Source organism: Pelomonas sp. V22 (assembly GCF_030014915.1).
GTDB lineage: Bacteria > Pseudomonadota > Gammaproteobacteria > Burkholderiales > Burkholderiaceae_C > JAUASW01.
Window position 1 is genome coordinate 136,060 of the sequence record NZ_JAGIXS010000004.1, and the last position, 20,630, is coordinate 156,689.

15 protein-coding genes are annotated in these 20,630 nt (G+C 68.4%); 13 read left to right on the forward strand and 2 right to left on the reverse strand.

What is annotated here, in order from left to right; genetic code table 11:
* Positions 1-123: 123 nt before the first annotated feature.
* The 5 genes from J7U46_RS14890 (at position 124) to J7U46_RS14910 (ending at position 8,205) form a co-directional block, all read left to right on the forward strand.
* Positions 124-3,693: an indolepyruvate ferredoxin oxidoreductase family protein gene (locus tag J7U46_RS14890; RefSeq protein WP_282827163.1), complete on the forward strand. Its 3,570-nt coding sequence runs from the start codon at positions 124-126 to the stop codon at positions 3,691-3,693.
* Between the two features lie 199 nt (positions 3,694-3,892).
* Positions 3,893-4,747 (forward strand): DUF2167 domain-containing protein, encoded by an 855-nt coding sequence (locus J7U46_RS14895; protein ID WP_282827614.1) that lies wholly within the window; start codon positions 3,893-3,895, stop codon positions 4,745-4,747.
* A 31-nt stretch (positions 4,748-4,778) separates the two neighbouring features.
* Positions 4,779-5,507 carry a site-2 protease family protein gene (locus J7U46_RS14900; protein WP_282827165.1) on the forward strand — a complete coding sequence of 243 codons (729 nt, stop codon included), beginning with the start codon at positions 4,779-4,781 and terminating at the stop codon, positions 5,505-5,507.
* Positions 5,508-5,569: 62 nt separating this feature from the next.
* A complete protein-coding gene (locus J7U46_RS14905; protein WP_282827167.1) occupies positions 5,570-7,117 on the forward strand; it encodes a methyl-accepting chemotaxis protein in 1,548 nt (515 codons plus the stop codon).
* A gap of 5 nt (positions 7,118-7,122) precedes the next feature.
* A complete protein-coding gene (locus tag J7U46_RS14910) occupies positions 7,123-8,205 on the forward strand; it encodes an alkane 1-monooxygenase (RefSeq protein ID WP_282827169.1) in 1,083 nt (360 codons plus the stop codon).
* Here the strand turns inward: J7U46_RS14910 and J7U46_RS14915 are convergent.
* Positions 8,188-9,981, reverse strand: coding sequence for a hybrid sensor histidine kinase/response regulator (locus J7U46_RS14915; RefSeq protein WP_282827172.1), 1,794 nt, complete (start codon positions 9,979-9,981; stop codon positions 8,188-8,190). The two genes, J7U46_RS14910 and J7U46_RS14915, sit on opposite strands and share 18 nt — an antisense overlap.
* Positions 9,982-10,328: 347 nt before the next feature.
* Here J7U46_RS14915 and J7U46_RS14920 point away from each other — a divergent pair, with 347 nt between their 5' ends.
* From J7U46_RS14920 to J7U46_RS14950, 7 genes are all read left to right on the forward strand, one after another.
* Positions 10,329-10,880, forward strand: a complete 552-nt coding sequence (locus tag J7U46_RS14920; RefSeq protein ID WP_282827175.1) for a cytochrome b — start codon at positions 10,329-10,331, stop codon at positions 10,878-10,880.
* Positions 10,881-10,898: 18 nt separating this feature from the next.
* The gene (locus J7U46_RS14925; protein ID WP_282827177.1) at positions 10,899-11,516 is read left to right on the forward strand and encodes a YceI family protein; all 618 of its coding nucleotides are present in this window, start codon (positions 10,899-10,901) and stop codon (positions 11,514-11,516) included.
* Positions 11,517-11,563: 47 nt separating this feature from the next.
* Positions 11,564-12,142: a YceI family protein gene (locus J7U46_RS14930; RefSeq protein WP_282827616.1), complete on the forward strand. Its 579-nt coding sequence runs from the start codon at positions 11,564-11,566 to the stop codon at positions 12,140-12,142.
* Positions 12,143-12,331: 189 nt separating this feature from the next.
* Positions 12,332-13,744 carry a histidine kinase gene (locus J7U46_RS14935; RefSeq protein WP_282827179.1) on the forward strand — a complete coding sequence of 471 codons (1,413 nt, stop codon included), beginning with the start codon at positions 12,332-12,334 and terminating at the stop codon, positions 13,742-13,744.
* The gene (locus tag J7U46_RS14940; protein ID WP_282827181.1) at positions 13,741-14,178 is read left to right on the forward strand and encodes a hypothetical protein; all 438 of its coding nucleotides are present in this window, start codon (positions 13,741-13,743) and stop codon (positions 14,176-14,178) included. The genes J7U46_RS14935 and J7U46_RS14940 overlap by 4 nt, the downstream gene beginning before the upstream one ends.
* A 20-nt stretch (positions 14,179-14,198) precedes the next feature.
* The gene (locus tag J7U46_RS14945; RefSeq protein ID WP_282827182.1) at positions 14,199-15,035 is read left to right on the forward strand and encodes a LytTR family DNA-binding domain-containing protein; all 837 of its coding nucleotides are present in this window, start codon (positions 14,199-14,201) and stop codon (positions 15,033-15,035) included.
* A 14-nt stretch (positions 15,036-15,049) separates the two neighbouring features.
* Positions 15,050-16,930 (forward strand): diguanylate cyclase, encoded by a 1,881-nt coding sequence (locus J7U46_RS14950; RefSeq protein WP_282827184.1) that lies wholly within the window; start codon positions 15,050-15,052, stop codon positions 16,928-16,930.
* Here the strand turns inward: J7U46_RS14950 and J7U46_RS14955 are convergent, their stop codons facing one another.
* Positions 16,931-18,451 carry an aldehyde dehydrogenase family protein gene (locus tag J7U46_RS14955; RefSeq protein WP_282827186.1) on the reverse strand — a complete coding sequence of 507 codons (1,521 nt, stop codon included), beginning with the start codon at positions 18,449-18,451 and terminating at the stop codon, positions 16,931-16,933.
* A gap of 292 nt (positions 18,452-18,743) precedes the next feature.
* Here J7U46_RS14955 and J7U46_RS14960 point away from each other — a divergent pair, with 292 nt between their 5' ends.
* Positions 18,744-20,630, forward strand: a complete 1,887-nt coding sequence (locus tag J7U46_RS14960; RefSeq protein WP_282827188.1) for a sigma-54-dependent Fis family transcriptional regulator — start codon at positions 18,744-18,746, stop codon at positions 20,628-20,630.

The window sequence follows — 20,630 nt, forward strand, 5'->3', positions numbered from 1 at the left end:
ATGAGAAAGCACCGCGCGCCCCGCTTTCCCTACACTCGCTGATCCGGAATACTGCCGCTATCCGGGCCTGCCCGGCCGCCACAAGCGACCCCGGCGCGCCCCGTCCACCAGGAGCCATCGCCCATGAATGCACCGCTGCCCGAACACATCCTGCGCTCGCTAGAGAAGGTCACGCTGGACGACAAATATTCGCTAGACAGCGGCCGCGCCTTCATGAGCGGCGTCCAGGCCCTGGTGCGGCTGCCGATGCTGCAGCGCACGCGCGACGCCATGGTCGGCCTCAACACCGCCGGCTTCATCTCAGGCTACCGCGGCTCGCCGCTGGGCGGCTACGACCAGATGCTGATGCAGGCCAAGAAGCACCTGGCCAAGCAGAACATCGTGTTCCAGCCGGGCGTCAATGAAGAGCTGGGCGCCACCGCCGTGTGGGGTTCGCAGCAGCTGGACCTGTTCCCCGAGAAGGCCAAGTTCGACGGCGTGTTCGGCATCTGGTACGGCAAGGGCCCGGGCGTGGACCGCTGCATCGATGTGTTCAAGCACGCCAACATGGCCGGCACCTCCAAGCATGGCGGCGTGATCGCCGTGGCCGGTGACGACCACATCGCCAAGAGCTCCACCGCCGCCCACCAGAGCGACCACGTATTCAAGGCCGTGGGCTTCCCGGTGTTCTTCCCGAGCAGCGTGCAGGACATCCTCGACATGGGCCTGCATGCCTTTGCGATGAGCCGCTTCTCCGGCCTGTGGTCGGGCCTGAAGACCATCCAGGAAATCGTTGAGTCCTCGGGCAGCATCAGCGTCGACCCGGACCGCGTGAACATCATCCTGCCGGAAGACTTCCAGATGCCCGACGGTGGCCTGCACATCCGCTGGCCCGACGCGCCGCTGGAGCAGGAAAAGCGCCTGATGGATTACAAGTGGTACGCGGCCCTGGCCTACGTGCGTGCCAACAAGCTGAACTACAACGTGGTCGCCACGCCGAACGACCGCTTCGGCATCATCGCCAGCGGCAAGGCCTGGAACGACACGCGCCAAGCCCTGCATGACCTCGGCCTCGACGACGACACCTGCCGCCGCCTGGGCATCCGCCTGCACAAGGTCAATGTCGTGTGGCCGCTGGAAGCCACCATCACGCGCGACTTCGCCACCGGCCTGCAGGAGATCCTGGTCGTCGAAGAGAAGCGCCAGATGATCGAGTACCAGCTCAAGGAAGAGCTGTACAACTGGCGCCCCGACGTGCGCCCCAACGTGCTGGGCAAGTTCGACGAGATCGAGGGTGACAACACCGGCGGCGAATGGAACCAGGCCAACCCGAGCCAGAACTGGCTGCTGCGCCCGCAGGCTGACCTCACGCCGGCCATCATTGCCCGCGCCATCGCCAAGCGCCTGAAGAAGCTGGGCGTGGACAGCGACATCGCTGCCCGCCTCGATGCCCGCGTGGCCGTGATCGACGCCAAGGAAAACGCGCTGAAGGCCGAAGAGAAGACCGCTGGTGGTGCAGACCGCACGCCCTGGTTCTGCTCGGGCTGCCCGCACAACACCTCGACCCGCGTGCCCGAGGGCTCGCGCGCCGTGGGCGGCATCGGCTGCCACTACATGGTCACCTGGATGCCGGGCCGCAACACCGCCACCTTCACGCAGATGGGTGGCGAGGGCGTGCCCTGGGTGGGCCAGTCGGCCTTCACCGATGAGAAGCACATCTTCTCCAACCTCGGCGACGGCACCTACTTCCACAGCGGCATCCTGGCGATCCGCCAGTCGATAGCCGCCGGCGTCAACATCACCTACAAGATCCTCTACAACGACGCGGTAGCGATGACCGGCGGCCAGCAGGTGGGCGAGCGCCCCGAGGGCCACTCGGTGATGCAGATCATGCAGAGCGTGACGGCCGAGGGTGTAGCCAAGCTGGTGATCGTGACCGACGACCCGGACAAGTACCTCACCGCCAACCTGCTGCCCGGCGTGACCGTGCACCACCGCGACGAGCTCGACGCGATCCAGCGCCAGTTCCGCGAGATCACCGGCACCTCGGTCATCATCTACGACCAGACCTGCGCCACCGAAAAGCGCCGCCGCCGCAAGCGCGGCAAGCTCGTGGATCCGGCCAAGCGCGTCGTCATCAACGAGCTGGTCTGCGAAGGCTGCGGCGACTGTTCGATCCAGTCCAACTGCCTGTCGGTCGAGCCGCTGGAAACCGACTTCGGCCGCAAGCGCCAGATCAACCAGAACAGCTGCAACAAGGACTACAGCTGCACCAAGGGCTTCTGCCCCAGCTTCGTCACCATCGAAGGTGGCGCGCTGAAGAAGCCCAAGAAGGACAAGTCCTTGAACCCGTTTGATGCCGCCATGGGCGTCATCCCGCAACCGCTGATCCCGAGCGCCGCCGAGGCCTGGGGCATCGTGGTGGCCGGCGTGGGCGGCACCGGCGTCATCACCATCGGCCAGCTGCTCGGCATGGCGGCCCACCTGGAAGGCAAGGGCGTGATCACGCAGGACGCCGCCGGCCTCGCGCAAAAGGGCGGCGCGACCTGGAGCCACATCCAGATCGCCGACCATGGGGACGCCATCCACTGCACCAAGGTCGGCACGGCCGAGGCGCAGTTGGTGATCGCCTGCGACTCCATCGTCGCGGCCAACAAGACCACGCTGGCCGTGATGCGCGAAGGCCGCACCTATGTGGCCCTGAACACCCATGGCTCACCCACCGCCAGCCTGGTGAACGACGCCAACTGGAGCTTCCCGGGCGCCGCCTGCGAGGGCGCGATCCAGTCGGCCGTGGGCAAGGATTTCCTCGGCATGTTCGACGCCGAGGAAGTGGCCGTGAAGCTGGTCGGCGACTCGCTCTATACGAATCCGTTGATGCTGGGCTACGCCTGGCAGAAGGGCCGCATCCCCTTGAGCTACGCCGCCCTGATGCGCGCCATCGAGCTGAACAACGTGCAGATCGACAACAACAAGGCCGCCTTCGAATGGGGCCGCCGCTGCGCCCATGACCTGGCCGCCGTGCAGTCGCTGTACTTGTCAAATAGCGCCGCCAAGCAGGTGATCAACTTCGTCAAGCGCCCGGGCGTGGACGAGATCATCAGCAAGCGCGTGGAGTTCCTGACCGGCTACCAGAACGCCGCCTATGCCGAGCAGTACAAGGCCTTCGTCGAGAAGGTGCGGGCCGCTGAAGGTGGCTTGAACAGCACGAAGCTGACCGAAGCCGTGGCGAAGTATCTGTTCAAGCTGATGGCCTACAAGGACGAGTACGAAGTCGCCCGCCTGCACAGCGACACGGCCTTCACGGCCAAGATCGCCGCGCAGTTCGAAGGCGACTACAAGATCGTGCACCACCTCGCGCCGCCGCTGCTGTCCAAGAAGAACGACAAGGGCGAGCTGATCAAGCGCCCCTTCGGCGCCTGGGTGCGCCCGGCCTTCTCGGTGCTGGCCAAGATGAAGGGCCTGCGCGGCACGGCGCTCGACATCTTCGGCTACACCGAGGAGCGCAAGATGGAGCGCGCGCTGATCCAGCAGTACCGCGAGAGCATCGAAGCGATCCTGGCCAAGGGGCTGACCAGCGAACGGCTGGCCTTGGCCACCGACATTGCCCGCATCCCGGAAGAGATCCGCGGCTATGGGCATGTGAAGGAGCGCCATGTGCATGCCGCCCGCGCCAAGTGGGACAGCCTGATGGCCGAGTGGCAACGAGCCTGATTTCAGGCCTGATCTCCGAGCTCACACTTCCCGCCCTCCCCGCAACCCGCAGCGCGCAAGCCCTGCGGGTTTCTTTTGCCTGCTGCCCGCAAAGGCCGCCGCTAGACTGGCGCGCTCGCCAGCGGCGAGACCGAACCCCAGGGAGATTCCAACAATGACCAAGACGAACACCATGCTTGCGCGAGCCTTGCTGTGCCTGATGCTGCCGCTGCTCAGCGCAGCCTCCGCCCTGGCGCAGACCAAGGATGAAGAGGCCGCCAAGGCCTGGGCCGACGCCCAGCAGGCCGCCAAGCCCGGTCCGCAGGACATCGCACTGGCCGGCCAGGCCGTGCTGCACCTGCCCGAGGGCAAGGTCTTCATCCCGCAGCCGCAGGCCGCCGCCGTGATGCGCGCCATGGGCAACCCGGGCAACTATGCCGACCTGGAAGGCGTCATCTTCCCCACGAGCAAGCAGGGCTGGTTTGCCGTGCTGCGCTTCGAGAAGTCGGGCTACATCAAGGACGACGATGCCAAGGACTGGAACGCCGACGACCTCTTGAAGTCCTACCGTGAAGGTACGGAGGCTTCGAACGAAGAGCGCGTGAAGATGGGCGTGCCCGCGCTGGAGATCACCGGCTGGGCCGAGAAGCCCGCCTATGCTGCCGACAGCCATCGCCTGGTCTGGGCCATGAGCTCGCGCAGCAAGGGCGCGCCGGCCGGCGACGATCAGGGTGTCAACTACAACACCTATGCGCTGGGCCGCGAGGGCTATTTCAGCCTCAACCTGGTGACCGACCTGAAGGACCTGGGCGCGCACAAGACAGACGCCCAGAGCCTGCTGGCGGCGCTGGAATTCAGCGAGGGCAAGCGCTACGCCGACTTCAACAGCAGCACCGACCATGTGGCCGAGTACGGCCTTGCCGCCCTGGTGCTCGGCGTGGGCGCCAAGAAGCTGGGCCTCTTGGCTGTGGTCTTCGCCTTCGTAGCCAAGTTCGCCAAGGTGATCATCCTCGGCGTCGCCGGCGTGGGTGCCGTGGCGGCCAAGTTCTTCAAGCGCAACAAGCCGCAGGCCTGAAGCCTGAAGCCTGAAGCCTGAAGCCGCACTCATGATCAAGTTGCTGCTGCTGGCCTTCTCGGGCCTCAAGTTCAGCAAGCTGCTGGCCAGCGGCGGCAGCATGCTGCTGTCGGTCGTGGTCTATGCCTGGATCTATGGCTGGCGTTACGCGGCCGGCTTCGTGGCGCTGATCTTCGTGCACGAGATGGGCCACTACCTGGCAGCACGCCAGAAGGGGCTGAACGTGGGCCTGCCCACCTTCATCCCCTTCGTCGGCGCCTGGGTCGAGCTCAAGGACCTGCCGCACGACGCGCAGACCGAGGCCTATGTGGGCCTCGCCGGCCCGCTCGTGGGCACCGTGGGCGCCACGCTGTGCTACCTGCTCGCGCGCAGCGAGGGCTCGAACCTGCTGCTCGCCATCTCCTACAGCGGCTTCTTCCTGAACCTGTTCAACCTGATCCCGGTCTCGCCCTTCGATGGTGGCCGCATCACGGCCGTGCTGTCGCCGCGCATCTGGCTCTTGGGCGTGCCGGTGCTGGTGGGCCTGTTCCTGTGGCGGCCCAGCCCCATGCTGATCCTGATGGCCCTGCTGGCCTGGCCGCAACTCTGGAAGGCCTGGAAGTACCGCAAGGACAGCGTCGAGGCCCAGACCTACTACGCCGTGCCGGCGGCCGTGAAATGGGAGTACGGCAGCTGCTATCTGCTGCTCGCGGCCTATCTCGCGGTGATGAGCCACGACGTGCACGAGATGCTCGGCTCGCGCACAGCCGGATTGACATAGCCCTGGCGCGCGCATTCAATCGTCCCCAGGCGGCCTCCCCGTGCCGCCCCCAGGGGACGACCATGCTGAACGACAAGTCCATAAGCATCTCCTTCCGGCTCTGGCTGCCCACGCTGTTGACGGCCGCCATCCTGATCACGCTGACCCTGGTGTCGAGCTGGCGCAGCGCCGCCGCGCTGGAAGCCGAGCAGGCGGAGCAGGCCGAGCAGCGCGAGAAGCTCGAGATCTCGCTGCAATGGGCCGGTCTCACCCAGGCCAATGCGGCCCGCACCATGGCTGGCCTGCAGGCCGCCGACGCCGGACTGGCGGCGATATTGAAGCCGGAGATGGACGCCACCTCGGCCCGCATCTCCGAGCTGCAGAAGAAGATCGAGGCCACGGCCGACACCGAGGAAGAGAAGGCCAGCCTGGCCAGCATCGCCAAGGCCCGCGCCGTCTACATCGAGGCGCGCAATGCCGCCGCCAAGGCTAGAGGCGGCAGCGACATGGACACCCAGGTGGCCGGCGTGCGCAAGCTGCTGGACCAATACCTGGCCGCGCAGAAAGCCTATGTGGACCTGCAGCACCGCATGGCGGTGGAGGTGGCTGCCGCCGCCAAGAGCGCTCGCTCGACCAGCGTGATGATCACCGCCGTGCTGCTCGGCGCCGTGGTGCTGATGCTGCTGGTCAGCACCTGGCTGATGGCACGCTCCTTCATCCCGCCGCTGCGCCTCGCGCTGGACGCCACCGAGCGCATAGGTGCGGGTGACCTTTCGGTGCAGCTGGAGAGCAGCCGCGGCGACGAGATCGGTGACCTGCAGCGCGGCTTGAACCGCATGGTGGTCTCGCTGCGCAGCCTGGTGCAGGACGTGCGCGACAGCGCCGAGAACATCAAGTCGGCCGCCGGCGAAATCGCCATGGGCAACCAGGACCTGAGCCAGCGCACCGAGGCCGCCGCCAGCAGCCTGCAGCAGACCGCCTCGACGATGGAAGAGCTGACCAGCACGGTGCGCAGCTCCTCCGACTCCGCCGCCACGGCCAACCAGCTGGCGGTGGACGCCGCCAGCGTGGCGCAGAACGGCGGCCAGGTCGTGGGCCAGGTGGTCGACACCATGGGCCGCATCCATGCCAGCTCGGGCCGCATCAGCGACATCATCGGCGTGATCGACGGCATCGCCTTCCAGACCAACATCCTTGCGCTGAACGCTGCAGTTGAAGCAGCACGGGCCGGGGAACAAGGTCGCGGCTTTGCCGTCGTGGCCGGCGAGGTGCGGGCCCTGGCCCAGCGCTCGGCCGAAGCGGCCAAGGAGATCAAGACGCTGATCGGCCAGAGCGTCAGCGAGGTCAATGCCGGCTCCAGCCTCGTGGGCCGCGCCGGCTCGACCATGGGCGCGGTGGTGGACAGCGTGAGGCGCGTCACCAGCGTGTTGGGCGAGGTCAGCGCCAGCTCCAAGGAACAGAGCCAGAGCCTGGCGACCATCAATGCGGCGGTCAGCCAGCTCGATCACATGACGCAGCAGAACTCGGCCCTGGTGGAAGAAAGCGCCGCCGCCGCCGCGAGCCTGCAGGAGCAGGCGCTGCGCCTCGCCAGCATGGTCGAGACCTTCCGGCTCGAAGGCTCACGGGCCTGAGCAGCATGCAAGCCGAGGCCTGGCACGATCCCAAGCGCTACTGGTGGCTGCTGTCGCCGGCCCTGCCGATGCTGGTGGGCTGGCACCTGCTGCGCTTTGTGCAGACCGGCCAGACGCATTGGTTGTTCCTGATGAGCGCCTTCATGTATGGCGTGATCCCGCTGCTCGATGCGCTGCTCGGCCCTGACCATGGCAACCCGCCTGAGGCGGCGACGCCAACGCTGGAGCGCAGCCTCTGGTACCGCGCCATCGTCGTGGCCTATGTGCCGGCGCAATACGCCACCACCCTGCTCGGCGCCTGGATCGCCACCACGCTGCCGCTCAGCCCCTGGCAATGGCTGGGCCTGATTCTCAGCGTCGGCGGCGTCAACGGCATCGCGATCAACACCGCCCATGAGCTGGGCCACAAGCGGCCGCGCTGGGAGCGGGCCCTCGCGCTGCTGACGCTGGCGCCAGTGCTCTACGGCCATTTCTTCGTCGAGCACAACCGCGGCCATCACCTGCGCGTCGCCACGCCCGAAGACCCGGCCAGCGCCCGCCTCGGTGAAAGCTTCTGGGCCTTTCTGCCCCGCACCGTCGTCGGCAGCCTGCGCTCGGCTTGGCACCTCGATGCTCGGCTATGCCTGCAGGCCTGGGCACTGAGCGCGCTCTTCTATGCCGGCGTGACGGCCTGGCTGGGCGTCGGCGTGCTGCCCTTCGTGCTGGTCCAGGCCCTCTACGGCATCTCGCTGCTGGAGGTGGTGAACTACATCGAGCACTACGGCCTGCTGCGGGCGCGAGGCGCCGATGGCAAGGTCGAGCGCTGTGGGCCCGAGCATTCCTGGAACTCGGACCACGTGGTCTCCAACCTCTTCCTCTACCAGCTGCAGCGTCACAGCGACCACCATGCCCACCCGGGCCGGCGCTATCAGCTGCTGCGGCATTTCGATGCCAGCCCGCAGTTGCCCATGGGCTATGCCGGCATGCTGATGCTGGCCTATGTGCCGCCGCTGTGGTTCAGGGTGATGGATGCGCGGGTCAGCGCGCATTACGGTGGCGAGCTGTCGCGCGCCAACCTGAGCTCGCCGGCTTCAGCCCGCCAAGTTTGATAGGCCGGGGTAGCGCCGCGCCAGCACCTGCTCGATCGCGTCGAGCAAGGCCCCGGCCTGCACCGGCTTGTGCAAGAGCGTGAGGCCGGCGGCCTGGGCCTGTCGCAGCCGCTCGGGCGCGGTGTCACCGCTGACCAGCAGGGCTGGCAGGTCAGGCAGGGCCGAACGCAGCGATTGAATGGCGGCGATGCCGTCGTCCCCGCTGCGCAGCCGCAGGTCGGCCAGCACCAGGTCGGGCGGCGCGGCCAGGCTGTCCAGCACGGCCGCGCGCGTGGTGGCGGCCAGCCGCACCTCGCAGCCATGGGCAGCCAGCAGCGCCTGCATGGCCTCGCGCACCGGCTGCTCGTCGTCCAGCACCAGCACGCGCAGGCCGGCCAGCCGGTGCCGGCGCGGGCCGCTGCTTGCCAGGGCACTGGCCTCCAGCGGCGCCACGGCCACCAGGCTCAGCGTGAACACTGAGCCGCAGCCGGGCTCGGACTCCAGGCGCAGCTGCACCTCCAGCAGATCGACCAGGCGGCTGACGATGGACAGCCCGAGGCCGAGCCCTTGGGCACGGTCGCGCTCCGGATTGCCGACCTGGTAGAACTCCTCGAACACGCGCGACTGCTCGCTGCGCGCGATGCCGAGGCCGCTGTCGATCACGGCGATCTCCCAACGCGGCTCGCCGCCCAGCTCGGCCGCGCGCACATGGACGCGCACGCCGCCGCTGGCCGTGTACTTGAGGGCGTTGTCCAGCAGGTTGCGCAGCACGCGCTCCAGCAGCGCCGGGTCGCTCAGCACATGAGCCTCGGGTGGGCAGTCCAGCGTGAGGCTCAGGCCCTTGCGCTGGGCGGCCGGGCCGAACTCCTGGACCAGGCGTGCGAGCCAGGGCGCCAGCGCGAGGCGCTGCTCGTTCAGCGTCAGCACCTCGGCATCGAGCTTGGAGACATCGAGCAGCGCATCCATCTGCGAAGCGAGCGACTCCAACGCCTGGTTCATCTGGCCCACGATCTTCTGGCTGGCCGGCTCCAGCGTGCGCAGCGACAGCGCGGCGCCCAGCAGCGAGAGCGTGTGCAGAGGCTGCCGCAGGTCGTGGCTGGCCGAGGCGAAGAAACGGGTCTTGGCGCGGTTGGCCGTCTCGGCGCGCTGCAGGGCCTGGCGCAGGCGCTCGTTGGAGCGCAGCTGCTGCTGGCGTATCAGCACCGAGTCGGCGAAGACCTTGTAGGTGTCGCGCGCGAGGCCTGCCAGGATCCAGGCAAAGGCAAGGATCAGGGCGGCCAGCAGCCATTCCAGCCAGGCCGCGCCACCTTGCTGCGGCTGCAGGGCCCAGGCGAGGCTGTTGGCCAGCGTCACCGGCAACAGGAAAGCCAGAAAGACCGGGCGATGGCCGGCCGTCGTAGCCACCGCACCGGCACACAGACCCAGCAGGAGGATGGTCTGCAGCATCCGCGCGTGGTCCACCATCCAGGGCGTGAAGGCGAACGAGGCGGCGAAGACGATGCCGTTCAGCCCGCTCAGGGCCACGGCCCAGTTCAGCCGCTGCGCCATCGTGCGCTCATGCCAGGCCGGCAGCCGCCCCAGCATCCACCAGCGCAGGGCCAGCACCGCAAAGACCAGGGCCAGCCAGGCCAGCGGCAGCGCAGGCCCGAGGCCGGCGCTGGCCATCAGCGCAATCGCCACGGCGCTCAGACCCACCGGAAAAGGCACGCGCCGCCCCTGGCGCGCCAGCAGGCGCAGCAGCTCCTGCTGCACGCTCAGCGCGTCGGCTTCTGGGTCGGAGGGGTGGGCGGCGGGCACAGCGAGGACAGGCTAGGCAGGCAAGGCGCGGAGCAGCGCGCAATATAGCCGCCGCACCCTCGCCAGCATGCCGCGAAAAGAGCAATGCCGGCCACCGCAGCCCTTCAGGGCCTTGGTGAACCGGCACGGCATCCCTCCACTGTCAGCTGAACCCTCGGACGGGGTCTCTTCGCAAGCGGCGCAGTATCCGCAGCGCTCCAGGGCGTGCCCATCCCTCTCAGGGGGGTGCGGGTGCCCACAGCGCCCACCCTTCAAATCATCTGAACCATGGCGTCAAGCGCGGTGAACCGCCGGGGCCGTGCCGCCCCTGACACTGACCTCATTCGCAACACCCCAGCCCCACCACTATGACCTCAGCCACCCTCGCCCCCGCGCAGCGCTACAGCCTGTTGGCCATGGCCCTGCACTGGCTGCTGGCGCTGGCCATCGTGGGCGCCTTCGGCGTGGGCCTGTACATGACCGGCCTGCCCTTCTCGCCGGCCCGGCTCAAGCTCTACAACTGGCACAAGTGGGCGGGCGTGAGCATCCTTGCGCTGTCGGGCTTGCGCCTGCTGTGGCGCCTCTACAAGCAGCCGCCGGCCGACATCGCGATGCCGGCCTGGCAGGCCGTTGCGGCCCACGCCACACATTGGGCGCTGTACGCCCTGTTCTTTGCCGTGCCGCTGGCCGGCTGGGCCTACAGCTCGGCGGCGGGCTTCCCCATCGTCTGGTTCGGCGTACTGCCGCTGCCCGACCTGGTGAGCCCCGACAAGGCGCTGGCCGAGACCTTGAAGCTCGCTCACAAGTTCCTCGCCTATGGCCTCGCTGCCCTGGTGCTGGCCCATGTGGCTGCCGCCCTCAAACACCATTTCGTCGACCGCGACGGCCTCGTGCAGCGCATGCTGCCGGCCCTGCGCTGAACCCAGAAGGACCCTGTGATGAAGACGCTCTCCACCACCCTGCTGGCGCTGGCCTCGGCCGCCGTCCTGGCCCTGTCCTCCACGCCCGGCGCCGCCGCGACGCCGGCCAAGCCTGCTGCGGCCGCCGCTGCCGCACCGATCAGCCTCCTGGCCGCGCAGAGCGAGCTTGGTTTCACCAGCAAGCAGATGGGCGTGCCGGTGGACGGCAAGTTCAAGCGCTTCGATGCGCAGCTGAGCTTCGACCCCAAGAAGCCCGAGGCCGCCAAAGTGGCCTTCACCATCGAGCTGGCCAGCGCCACGCTGGGCGCGCCGGAGTTCGATGCCGAGATGCTGAAGGCCGCCTGGTTCGACGCCAAGCGCGTGCCGCAGGCCACGTTCCAGAGCTCGGCCGTCAAGGCCCTGGGCGGCGGCCGCTACGAGGTGGCCGGCAAGCTGAGCATCAAAGGCCAGACCCGCGACATCGCCGTGCCCCTGGCCCTGACGCAGGCCGGCGGCACCACCACGGCCACCGGCGGCTTCGTGCTGAAGCGCCTGGAATTCAAGATCGGCGACGGCGAATGGGCCGACACCTCGATGGTCGCCAATGATGTGCAAGTGAAGTTCAAGCTCGCGTTCACCGGCATTGCGCCGCTGTGATCGCGCCCCTTTTCCTCCCCTCCAACCTCCCAACGGAAAACGCCATGATGAAGACGATGAAGACTGCCCTGATCGCCGCCGCCCTGCTGGCCACCGCCGGCTTTGCCAACGCCCAAAGCGCCACCTACGCGATCGACCCGACCCACACCTACGCCACCTTCGAGATCGCCCACTTCGGCACCTCGACCAACCGCGCCCGTTTCGACAAGAAGGAAGGCACGGTCTCGCTGGACCGCGCAGCCAAGACCGGCAAGGTCGAGATCACGTTCGACATGAACGGCATCAACTCGGGCTCGGCCGCCTTCGACAAGCACCTGAAGAGCGACGACTTCTTCGCTGTCGAGAAGTTCCCGGCTGCCAAGTTCGTCGGCGACAAGTTCACGTTCAACGGCGACAAGGTCACCGAAGTCAGCGGCGTGCTGACGCTGAAGGACAAGACCGCCCCGGTGACGCTGAAGGCCAGCAACTTCAACTGCTACCAGAACCCCATGCTCAAGCGCGAAGTCTGCGGCGGCGACTTCACCGCCACCATCGACCGCACCCAGTGGGGCGTGGACTACGGCCTGGCCTGGGGCTTCCCGAAGGAAGTGCGCCTGGTGATCCAGGTCGAGGCCGTGAAGCAATAAGCTGGACACCCCTCGCTCGTGACGTAGTTCACGAATTCAGGCCCGCCCCTCCCGGCGGGCCTTTTTTATGGCCTCCCGACTGTCGGCGAATAGTGCAGTTGGGCCCTCTGAGCGCACGGCGCATCGCTCCCTCGAGGCACCTGACTTTGGGCATGCGTACAGTCCATCCCATCGACAAGGCAGATTCCCATGAGCGCCACCCTCCCTGACAACCCGACCCCCTACCAGCGCTGGCAGCATTTCTCGGCGCTGACGGTGCGCGGTTTCCACGTCTATGCCGGCTGGCTGGTCAGCATCAGCTGGAAGCGTTTCGTGCTGCTGGCCGTGGCCCTGATCATCGGCGCCAACGTGCTGCAGCACCTGCCCCCGTTCAACTTCAAGTTCCGCACCGGCGAGGAAGAGCTGCCCTACGAGCTGCCCAAGATCCCCAAGGTCTCCAAGAAGCGCTCCACGGACAAGCCGGTCATCGCCACCGACAAGCCCATCCACTACGAGATCACCATCGACGACGAGGGCCTGCGCATCGAGCCCCGCCATGCGCCCAAGGGCGCCAGCGCCCCGGCCAGCAGCGCACTCAGCGATGAGGAGCTGAAGGACCTGCCCTCGATCGCCATCGGCCTGCCCAAGGGCGTGGACCGCAACGAACTGCGTCGCTCGGTGGAGGAAACCCGCAAGGCCATCGAGGAAACGGTGCGCGAAGCCCGCGAGAAGGCTCGCGAGCAGGCCCTGGACGAGGCCCGCGACCAGCTTGAGGAAGCCCGCGCCGCCCTCATGGAGGAATCCAGCCGCGGCCCCCGCACCCGTGTCACCTATGCCCGGCTCGGCGACTTCCTGGACAGCCTGGCCTGGCTGATCGTGTTGTCGTCCGCCGTGATCAAGGCCATGTACAAGGGCCGCATCCAGGCCGAGGTCAAGGCCGCCCAGGCCGCCGAGACGGCCGAGGCCGAATCGCTGAAGCGCCAGGTCGTCGAGGCCCGCATGGCCGCGATGCAGGCCCAGGTCGAGCCGCACTTCCTGTTCAACACCCTCGCGTCCATCGACCACCTGATCGAGACCGACCCGGCCCGCGCCTCGCAGATGCAAAAGAACCTGATCGCCCTGCTGCGTGCCTCGATGCCAACGATGCGCGAGGCCAACGCCACCGGCGGCATGCGAGAACTGGGCCGCGAGATCGCCGTGATCCGGCCCTACCTGGAGATCCTCAAGGTCCGCATGGAAGAGCGCCTGATGACCGAGATCGATGTGCCCGAGGGCCTGCTGTCGGCCGAGTTCCCGCCCATGATGATCCAGAGCCTCGTCGAGAACTCGATCAAGCATGGCCTCGAACCCAAGGCCGAGGGCGGCAGCCTGAAGGTCAAGGCCGAGATCGTGCACGGCAAGCTGCAGATCGTGGTGGCCGACACCGGCCTCGGCTTCGGCCGCGCCGCCACCAGCGGCACCGGCGTGGGCCTGGCCAACATCCGCGAACGCCTCTCGCTGCTGTACGGCAGCAAGGGCAGCGTCACCGTCACCGAAAACCAACCCAGCGGCACCGTGGTCACGATCCAGGTGCCCTACCGCAGCCGCACTGAAGATTCCGCTACTGAAGGAGCCAAAGCATGAAACGCGTTTTCAAGGTCTTCGCTGTCCTCACCCTGCTGGTCATGATCGCGGCCATCTCCGGCGGCTTCAGCCTCTGGCATCACCTCGGCAACCATCCCGACATGTCCATCTCCATCAACGGCGAAGAGATGCTGTTCGGCGCCACCGACCTGGCCGATGTGATCGGCGGCGTCGTGGGCCTGGCCATCGCGGCGGTGGTGCTGCTGGTGGTCGTGCCGCTGTGCCTGCTGGTGGGCATCGGCCTGCCGCTCCTGATCGTCGGCGGCGTGCTGGCCCTCGGCCTGCTGGCTGCGGTCGGTGTCGGTGCGGTGGTGTTCTCGCCGCTGATCCTGATCGGCCTGCTGCTGTGGCTGGCCCTGCGCAGCAAGCCGGCCCGACCGGTGACCTCGCCGGCTCCGGCAGCACCTGCGGCTCCGGTCGAACCAGCGCTCTGATCCCCGACTAACATCGCGCCATGAACGACACCACCTCCACCCAACGCGTGCGCGCGGTCCTGGCCGATGACGAACGCCTGATGCGCGAACAGCTGCGCAGCCGCCTGACCGAAGTCTGGCCCGACCTGGACATCGTGGCCGAAGCCAAGAACGGCCTCGAAGCGGTCGAGCTGGTCAAGGAGCACAAGCCCGACCTCGTGTTCCTCGACATCCGCATGCCAGGCCTGACGGGCGTAGACGCGGCCCGCCAGATCGCTCAATTGCCCGAGGACGAAGTCTGGCTGCTGCCCGAGATCGTCTTCATCACCGCCTACGACCAGTACGCCGTCGAGGCCTTCGAGCAGGGTGTGGCCGACTATGTCTTGAAGCCGGCCGAGCGCGAGCGACTGCAGGTGACGGTGGAGCGCGTCAAAAAGCGCCTCTCGCAGCGCCACAGCAACGAGCCGGTGCCCGATGACGGCAAGCCCGCTGCGCCCATGCAGCAGCTGCTGCACAAGCTCTCGGCCCAGCTCAATCCGAGTGGCACGCCGGCTTACCTGCAGTGGATCCAGGCCACCGTGGGCCAGGCCATCCAGATGATCCCGGTCGAGGACGTGCTGTTCTTCATCAGCGACGAGAAGTACACGCGGGTGCAGACCGCCACGCTGGAAGCGCTGATCCGCAAGCCGATCAAGGAGCTGGTGGACGAGCTGGACCCCAAGCTGTTCTGGCAGATCCACCGCTCCACGCTGGTGAACGTGAAAGCCATCGCCGGCATCACCCGTGACTTCCGCGGCCGCCAGCTGGTGGGCGTGAAGGGCCTGACCGAGAAGCTCGAAGTCAGCCGCAGCTACACGCACCTGTTCAAGGGCATGTAATCCGGCATCCCGGCATGCCGAGGCTGCACCTTCTGGCGCATTGGCGGAAGGCCGGGTTGGCCCTGGCGCTGGTGCTTGCGGCCGCAGCGGCCGGGACTCATTCGCCTCCGTCGGCCGAGCCCGCCGCCTCGCTCGCCAGTTCGGAAGTGGTGCTGTACGCGCAGCGGGTCGAGCAGCGCGCCAGGCAAACGAGCTTTCAGGCACTCGAGGCCTTTGGCAAGGCCGCCCTTGCCCGCCACGATGCCGAAGGACTGAGCCGGCTGCAGCATGTCACGCGCCTCATCATCAGCCAGGGGGAGTACGCCGCCGCCGAGCGCTGGAACCAGCAGCTGAAAGCGGCAGCCCAGGCACAGGGCAATGCCCGCTATCTCGCGGTGGCCGATATCAATGCGCTGCGCCTGCGCAATCTGCAGGACCGCCAACTGCCCTTGGCCGAGATCGAGGCCAGCGTCCGCCGCCAGACCGACTGGCTGCCCCGGGTGCTGGCGCAAACGGTGCTGGCGCGGCGCCTGGTCGATGAAGGTCAGAGCGGCGAAGCCCTGCGGCACATGGGACAGGCCTTGGCCGAGATCCCGGACGCTGCGGCCACCGAAGCCAGCATCGCGAGCGCGGCCTGGGAAGTCGTCGCCATGCTGCATGTCATCGTGGACGACGTGCATGGCTACATGAAGGCCGTCGACCGCGTCGAGGCTTACATCGCCAGGTCGGACTACCCCCGGCCCGACCACGAGACGATCTACAACCTGGCGCAAAGCCTGGCCTACCTGGGGCGCCACGAGGAAGCCCGCGTGCTGGCCGCCACTTACGGCCGCTTGGCCGAGCGCACCGGCACACCGACCGCGCGGGGCTATGCCGGGCACCTCTGCGCCTTCATTGCCGCCTACCGCGAGGACTGGCCTGGGGTGCTGTCCTGCCTGGCTCCCTTCGGCGCCGCCCTGGACGCGCCGGACGTCGCACGCCACTCGATGCTGCCGCTGCGCGCCGAGGCCCTGGCGCGCACGGGCCAGGTGGCGCTCGCCCGGCGCGACCTGGAGGACATCCAGGCCCTGATCGACACCGGCCACATGGCGCGGCGCGGCGGGGTTCGGCGCGCCGAAGCCGAGCTGCTGATCGCGCAGGGAGACACCACGCGCGGCATTGCCGCGCTGCGGGCCTATCACCAGTCGCGGTTCCAGCAACTGACCCGATCGAACGCAGCCATGATGGAGCAGATGACGGAATCGGTGGACCAGCAACTGGCCGCCGCCACCGAGCAAGACCGGCTCCAGAGCGAGGTGATCGCCGCCCAGCGCTGGCTGGCGGGCGCGCTGGTGCTGCTGGGCGCCGTCCTGGCCAGTCTCGTCGTGCTGCTGGCGCGCCAGCGCCGACGCTACCGGGAGCAGGCAATCACCGATCCGCTGACCGGTCTGCCCAACCGGCGCTACACCGAGCAGCGCGTGCGCGACATCGTCGAGCATGCGGTGGCCCGACGAGGCCAGGCAGTCGTGGTCATCCTGGACCTGGACCATTTCAAGTCCTGCAACGACCGCTTCGGCCACGACGGCGGCGACGATGCGCTGAAGACCTTTGCGCGTGTGGTCAAGGCCTCAATCCGGCCCGGCGATGTGTTCGGGCGCTGGGGCGGCGAGGAATTCCTGCTGGCCGTCCCGGAGGCCGGGCTGCAGGAAGTCCACGCCCTGCTGAAGCGGATCGCAGAGCGGGCGGCGGCGACGCCTGTCGCGCTCGCCCCCGGCTACGCCCTGCATTTCAGCGGCGGCGCCGTGGACGTGCCGCACAGCGCCGACTCGCTCGACGCGGCGGTGACGGCGGCCGACCACTTGCTCTACGCCGCCAAGGCGGCCGGCCGCAACCAGGTTCAGCTGGCCCCCGGCACCGACGGCACCGAGGGCGGCTGATCAGAAGAAGCCCAGCTTGTTCGGCGAGTAGCTGACCAGCAGGTTCTTGGTCTGCTGGTAGTGGTCCAGCATGGCCTTGTGGGTCTCGCGGCCGATGCCAGATTCCTTGTAGCCGCCAAAGGCCGCATGCGCCGGGTAGGCGTGGTAGCAGTTGGTCCAGACACGGCCGGCCTGGATGGCACGGCCGAGGCGGTAGGCGCGGCTGCCGTCGCGGGTCCAGACGCCGGCGCCGAGGCCGTAGGGCGTGTCGTTGGCGATCTGCAGCGCCTCGGCCTCGTCCTTGAAGGTGGTCACGGCCAGCACCGGGCCGAAGATCTCCTCGCGGAAGATGCGCATCTGGTTGTGGCCCTGGAACAGCGTGGGCTGGATGTAGTAGCCGCCGGCGAGATCGCCGCCGAGTTCGGCACGGCTGCCACCGATCAGCACCTTGGCGCCCTCTTCCTTGCCGAGCGCCAGGTAGCCCTGGATCTTGTCCATCTGCAGGGCCGAGGCCTGGGCGCCCATCATGGTCTCGGTATCAAGCGGGTTGCCCTGCTTGATGGCGGCGACACGCTTGATGGCGCGCTCCATGAATCGATCGAAGATGCTCTCCTGGATCAGCGCGCGGCTGGGGCAGGTGCAGACCTCGCCCTGGTTGAAGGCGAACAGCACCAGGCCCTCGATCGCCTTGTCGAGGAAGGCATCGTCCTCGGCCATCACGTCGTCGAAGAACAGGTTGGGGCTCTTGCCGCCCAGCTCCAGCGTGGCCGGGATCAGGTTGCTGGCCGCCGCCTGTGCGATCACGCGGCCGGTGGCGGTGGAGCCGGTGAAGGCGATCTTGGCGATGCGCTTGCTCTCGGCCAGCGGCATGCCGGCCTCGCGGCCCAAGCCGTTCACCACGTTGAGCACGCCGGGCGGCAGCAGGTCGGCGATCAGTTCGGCCAGCACGAGGATGCTGATGGGCGTGCTCTCGGCCGGCTTGAGCACGACGCAGTTGCCTGCGCCGAGCGCCGGCGCCAGCTTCCAGGCCGCCATCAGGATGGGGAAGTTCCAGGGAATGATCTGGCCCACGACGCCCAGCGGCTCGTGGAAGTGGTACGCGATGGTGTGGCCATCGATCTCGCTGAGCGCCCCTTCCTGGGCCCGCACGCAGCCAGCGAAGTAGCGGAAGTGATCGACCGCCAGCGGGATGTCGGCGTTCAGCGTCTCGCGGATCGGCTTGCCGTTGTCCACGGTCTCGGCATAGGCCAGCAGCTCGAGGTTCTGCTCGAGCCGGTCGGCGATCTTCAAGAGGATGTTGGCGCGATCGGCCGGCGGCACGGCGGCCCACTTGGGCGCGGCGGCATGGGCCGCGTCGAGCGCGAGCTCGATGTCCTCGGCACCAGAACGGGCGGCCTGGGTGTAGACGCGGCCGTTGATCGGCGTGACCACGTCGAAGTACTGGCCCTTGACCGGCGGCTGGAAGCGGCCGTTGATGAAGTTGTCGTAGCGCGGCTTGTAGGCGATGCGGGCGTCGGGCGTGCCCGGGGCGGCGTAGATCATGGCGAGTCTCCTGTACTTGTTCGGATTCGGTGCCGGCTTGGCATCCGGGGCGCTGCATTGCAGGGAGCGTGCCAGCGGAGGGTCCACTGCCCGGGGCCTGATTTCGCGCAAGAACCGGGTCAGGCGGCGCGCGCAGACTGTGCAGCCGGCACACCCTGCGCCAGCCGACTGTCACGCGATGGAGCAGTCGGGCGGGCAATCCGGCTGAATCGCTTCCGCACCCGAGCGGCCGGCCCTAGGGTCGCCGCATGACGGCGCCCAGTGAGAGCGCGCCGCAAGGAGACAAAGAACGATGTGGACCCTGCCCCTGGCCGCACCGGCGCGGCCGCGCCCCGATGGACGACGCCTGCGCGAGGCGCGCCGCGCCTTGCTGGATGCCGGCGCCGCGCCAGCCGGCCTGCTCGACGCGGCCGTCGAGGCCAGCTGGCAACGCAGCCTGGCCCACGGCCTCGAGCCACAGGGCCGCCAGCTCGGTGTGCCGCATGCCTCCGCCGCCCAGTTGCGGCGCGCCCAGGAGCAACGCCGCCAGTTGCTGGCCCAGGCCCGCCCGGTGATGGAGTTCGTGCACGAGCAGATCCGCGATGCGGGCCAGCTGGTCATCCTGGCCGACGCCGAAGGCATGCTGCTCGAGGCCCTGGGCGACACCGGCTTTGCGGACAAGGCCGCGCGCGTCGCGCTGCGGCCCGGCGCCAACTGGCTGGAGCAATGGCGCGGTACCAATGCCATCGGCACGGCACTGGCCGAGGGCCGACCGCTGATGGTGCACGGCGGCGAGCATTTTCTGGAGCGCAACGGCTTCCTGACCTGCGCGGCCACACCCGTGTGGGGGCCAGACGGCCGCCTGCTGGGCGTGCTCGACATCTCGGGCGACCAGCGCGGCGAGCACCGCCATGCGCTGGGCCTGGTGCGCGCCGCCGGCCGCATGCTGGAGCACCAGCTCTTCGAGGCCCGCCATGGCAGCGGCCTGCGGCTGCGCCTGCATGGCCGGCCCGAGGGACTGGGCACCGTGGTCGAGGGCCTGCTGGCACTGGACGAAGACGGCCTCATCCTCGGTGCCAACCGCGTCGCCCTCGAGTTGCTGCGCCTGCCGGCCTCGGCCATCGGCCAGTTGCCGATCGACCAGGTGATGGAGCAGGCGCTCGGCGCGCTGCAGCAGCGCCCCGGCCCGCAGGCCATCGAGGGCGCCTCGGGCCGCCTGTGGGCGCGGCTCGACGGTGCGCGCCGAGTGCCCGCCCCGGGTGCACGCCCGCCGCAAGGCGATGCGCTGCAGCGGCTGGACAGCGGCGACGCCACGCTGGCCGAGCAGATCGGCCGGGCCCGACGCGTGCTGGGCAAGCCCATCCCGCTGCTGCTGCAGGGCGAGTCGGGCGTCGGCAAAGAGCTGTTTGCGCGCGCCTGCCACGACAGCGGCCCGCGCGCCGGCCAGCCCTTCGTGGCCCTCAATTGCGCGGCCCTGCCCGAGTCGCTGATCGAAGCCGAGCTGTTCGGCTACCGTGGCGGCGCCTTCACCGGTGCCCGACGCGAGGGCACGCCGGGGCGGCTGCGCGAGGCCCAGGGCGGCACGCTGTTCCTGGACGAGATCGGCGACATGCCGCTGGCCTTGCAGGCCCGGCTGCTGCGCGTGCTGCAGGAGCGCCAGGTGCAACCGCTGGGCGGCGGCGCGGTGGTGGACCTGGACTTTGCCCTGATCTCGGCCAGCCACCAGCCGCTGCGCGAGCTGGTCCGGCAGGGCCGCTTCCGCGAGGATCTCTACTACCGGCTTAACGGCCTGATGGTGCGGCTACCGGCACTGCGTGAGCGCAGCGACCTCGCCACGCTGGTCGATCGTCTGCTGCAAGACCTGGCCCCGGGACGCAGCCTGGCGCTGGAGCCAACGCTGGCCACGGCCTTCGCCCGCCATGACTGGCCCGGCAACGTGCGGCAGCTGGCCCAGGTGCTGCGCACCGCCGTGGCCCTGCTGGACGACGCCGAGCCACTGATCACGGCCGCCCACCTGCCCGAGGATCTGCTCGATGAGCTCGCGCCGGCCGTGGCCCCGGCGCCGATGCCCGCCGAGGACCTGCGCTCGCTGGCCGCGCAGCGCATCGAGCAGACGCTGCGCGACTGCCATGGCAACGTCTCCGAAGCGGCACGCCGGCTCGGCGTCAGCCGCAACACCTTGTACCGCCGGCTGCGCTGA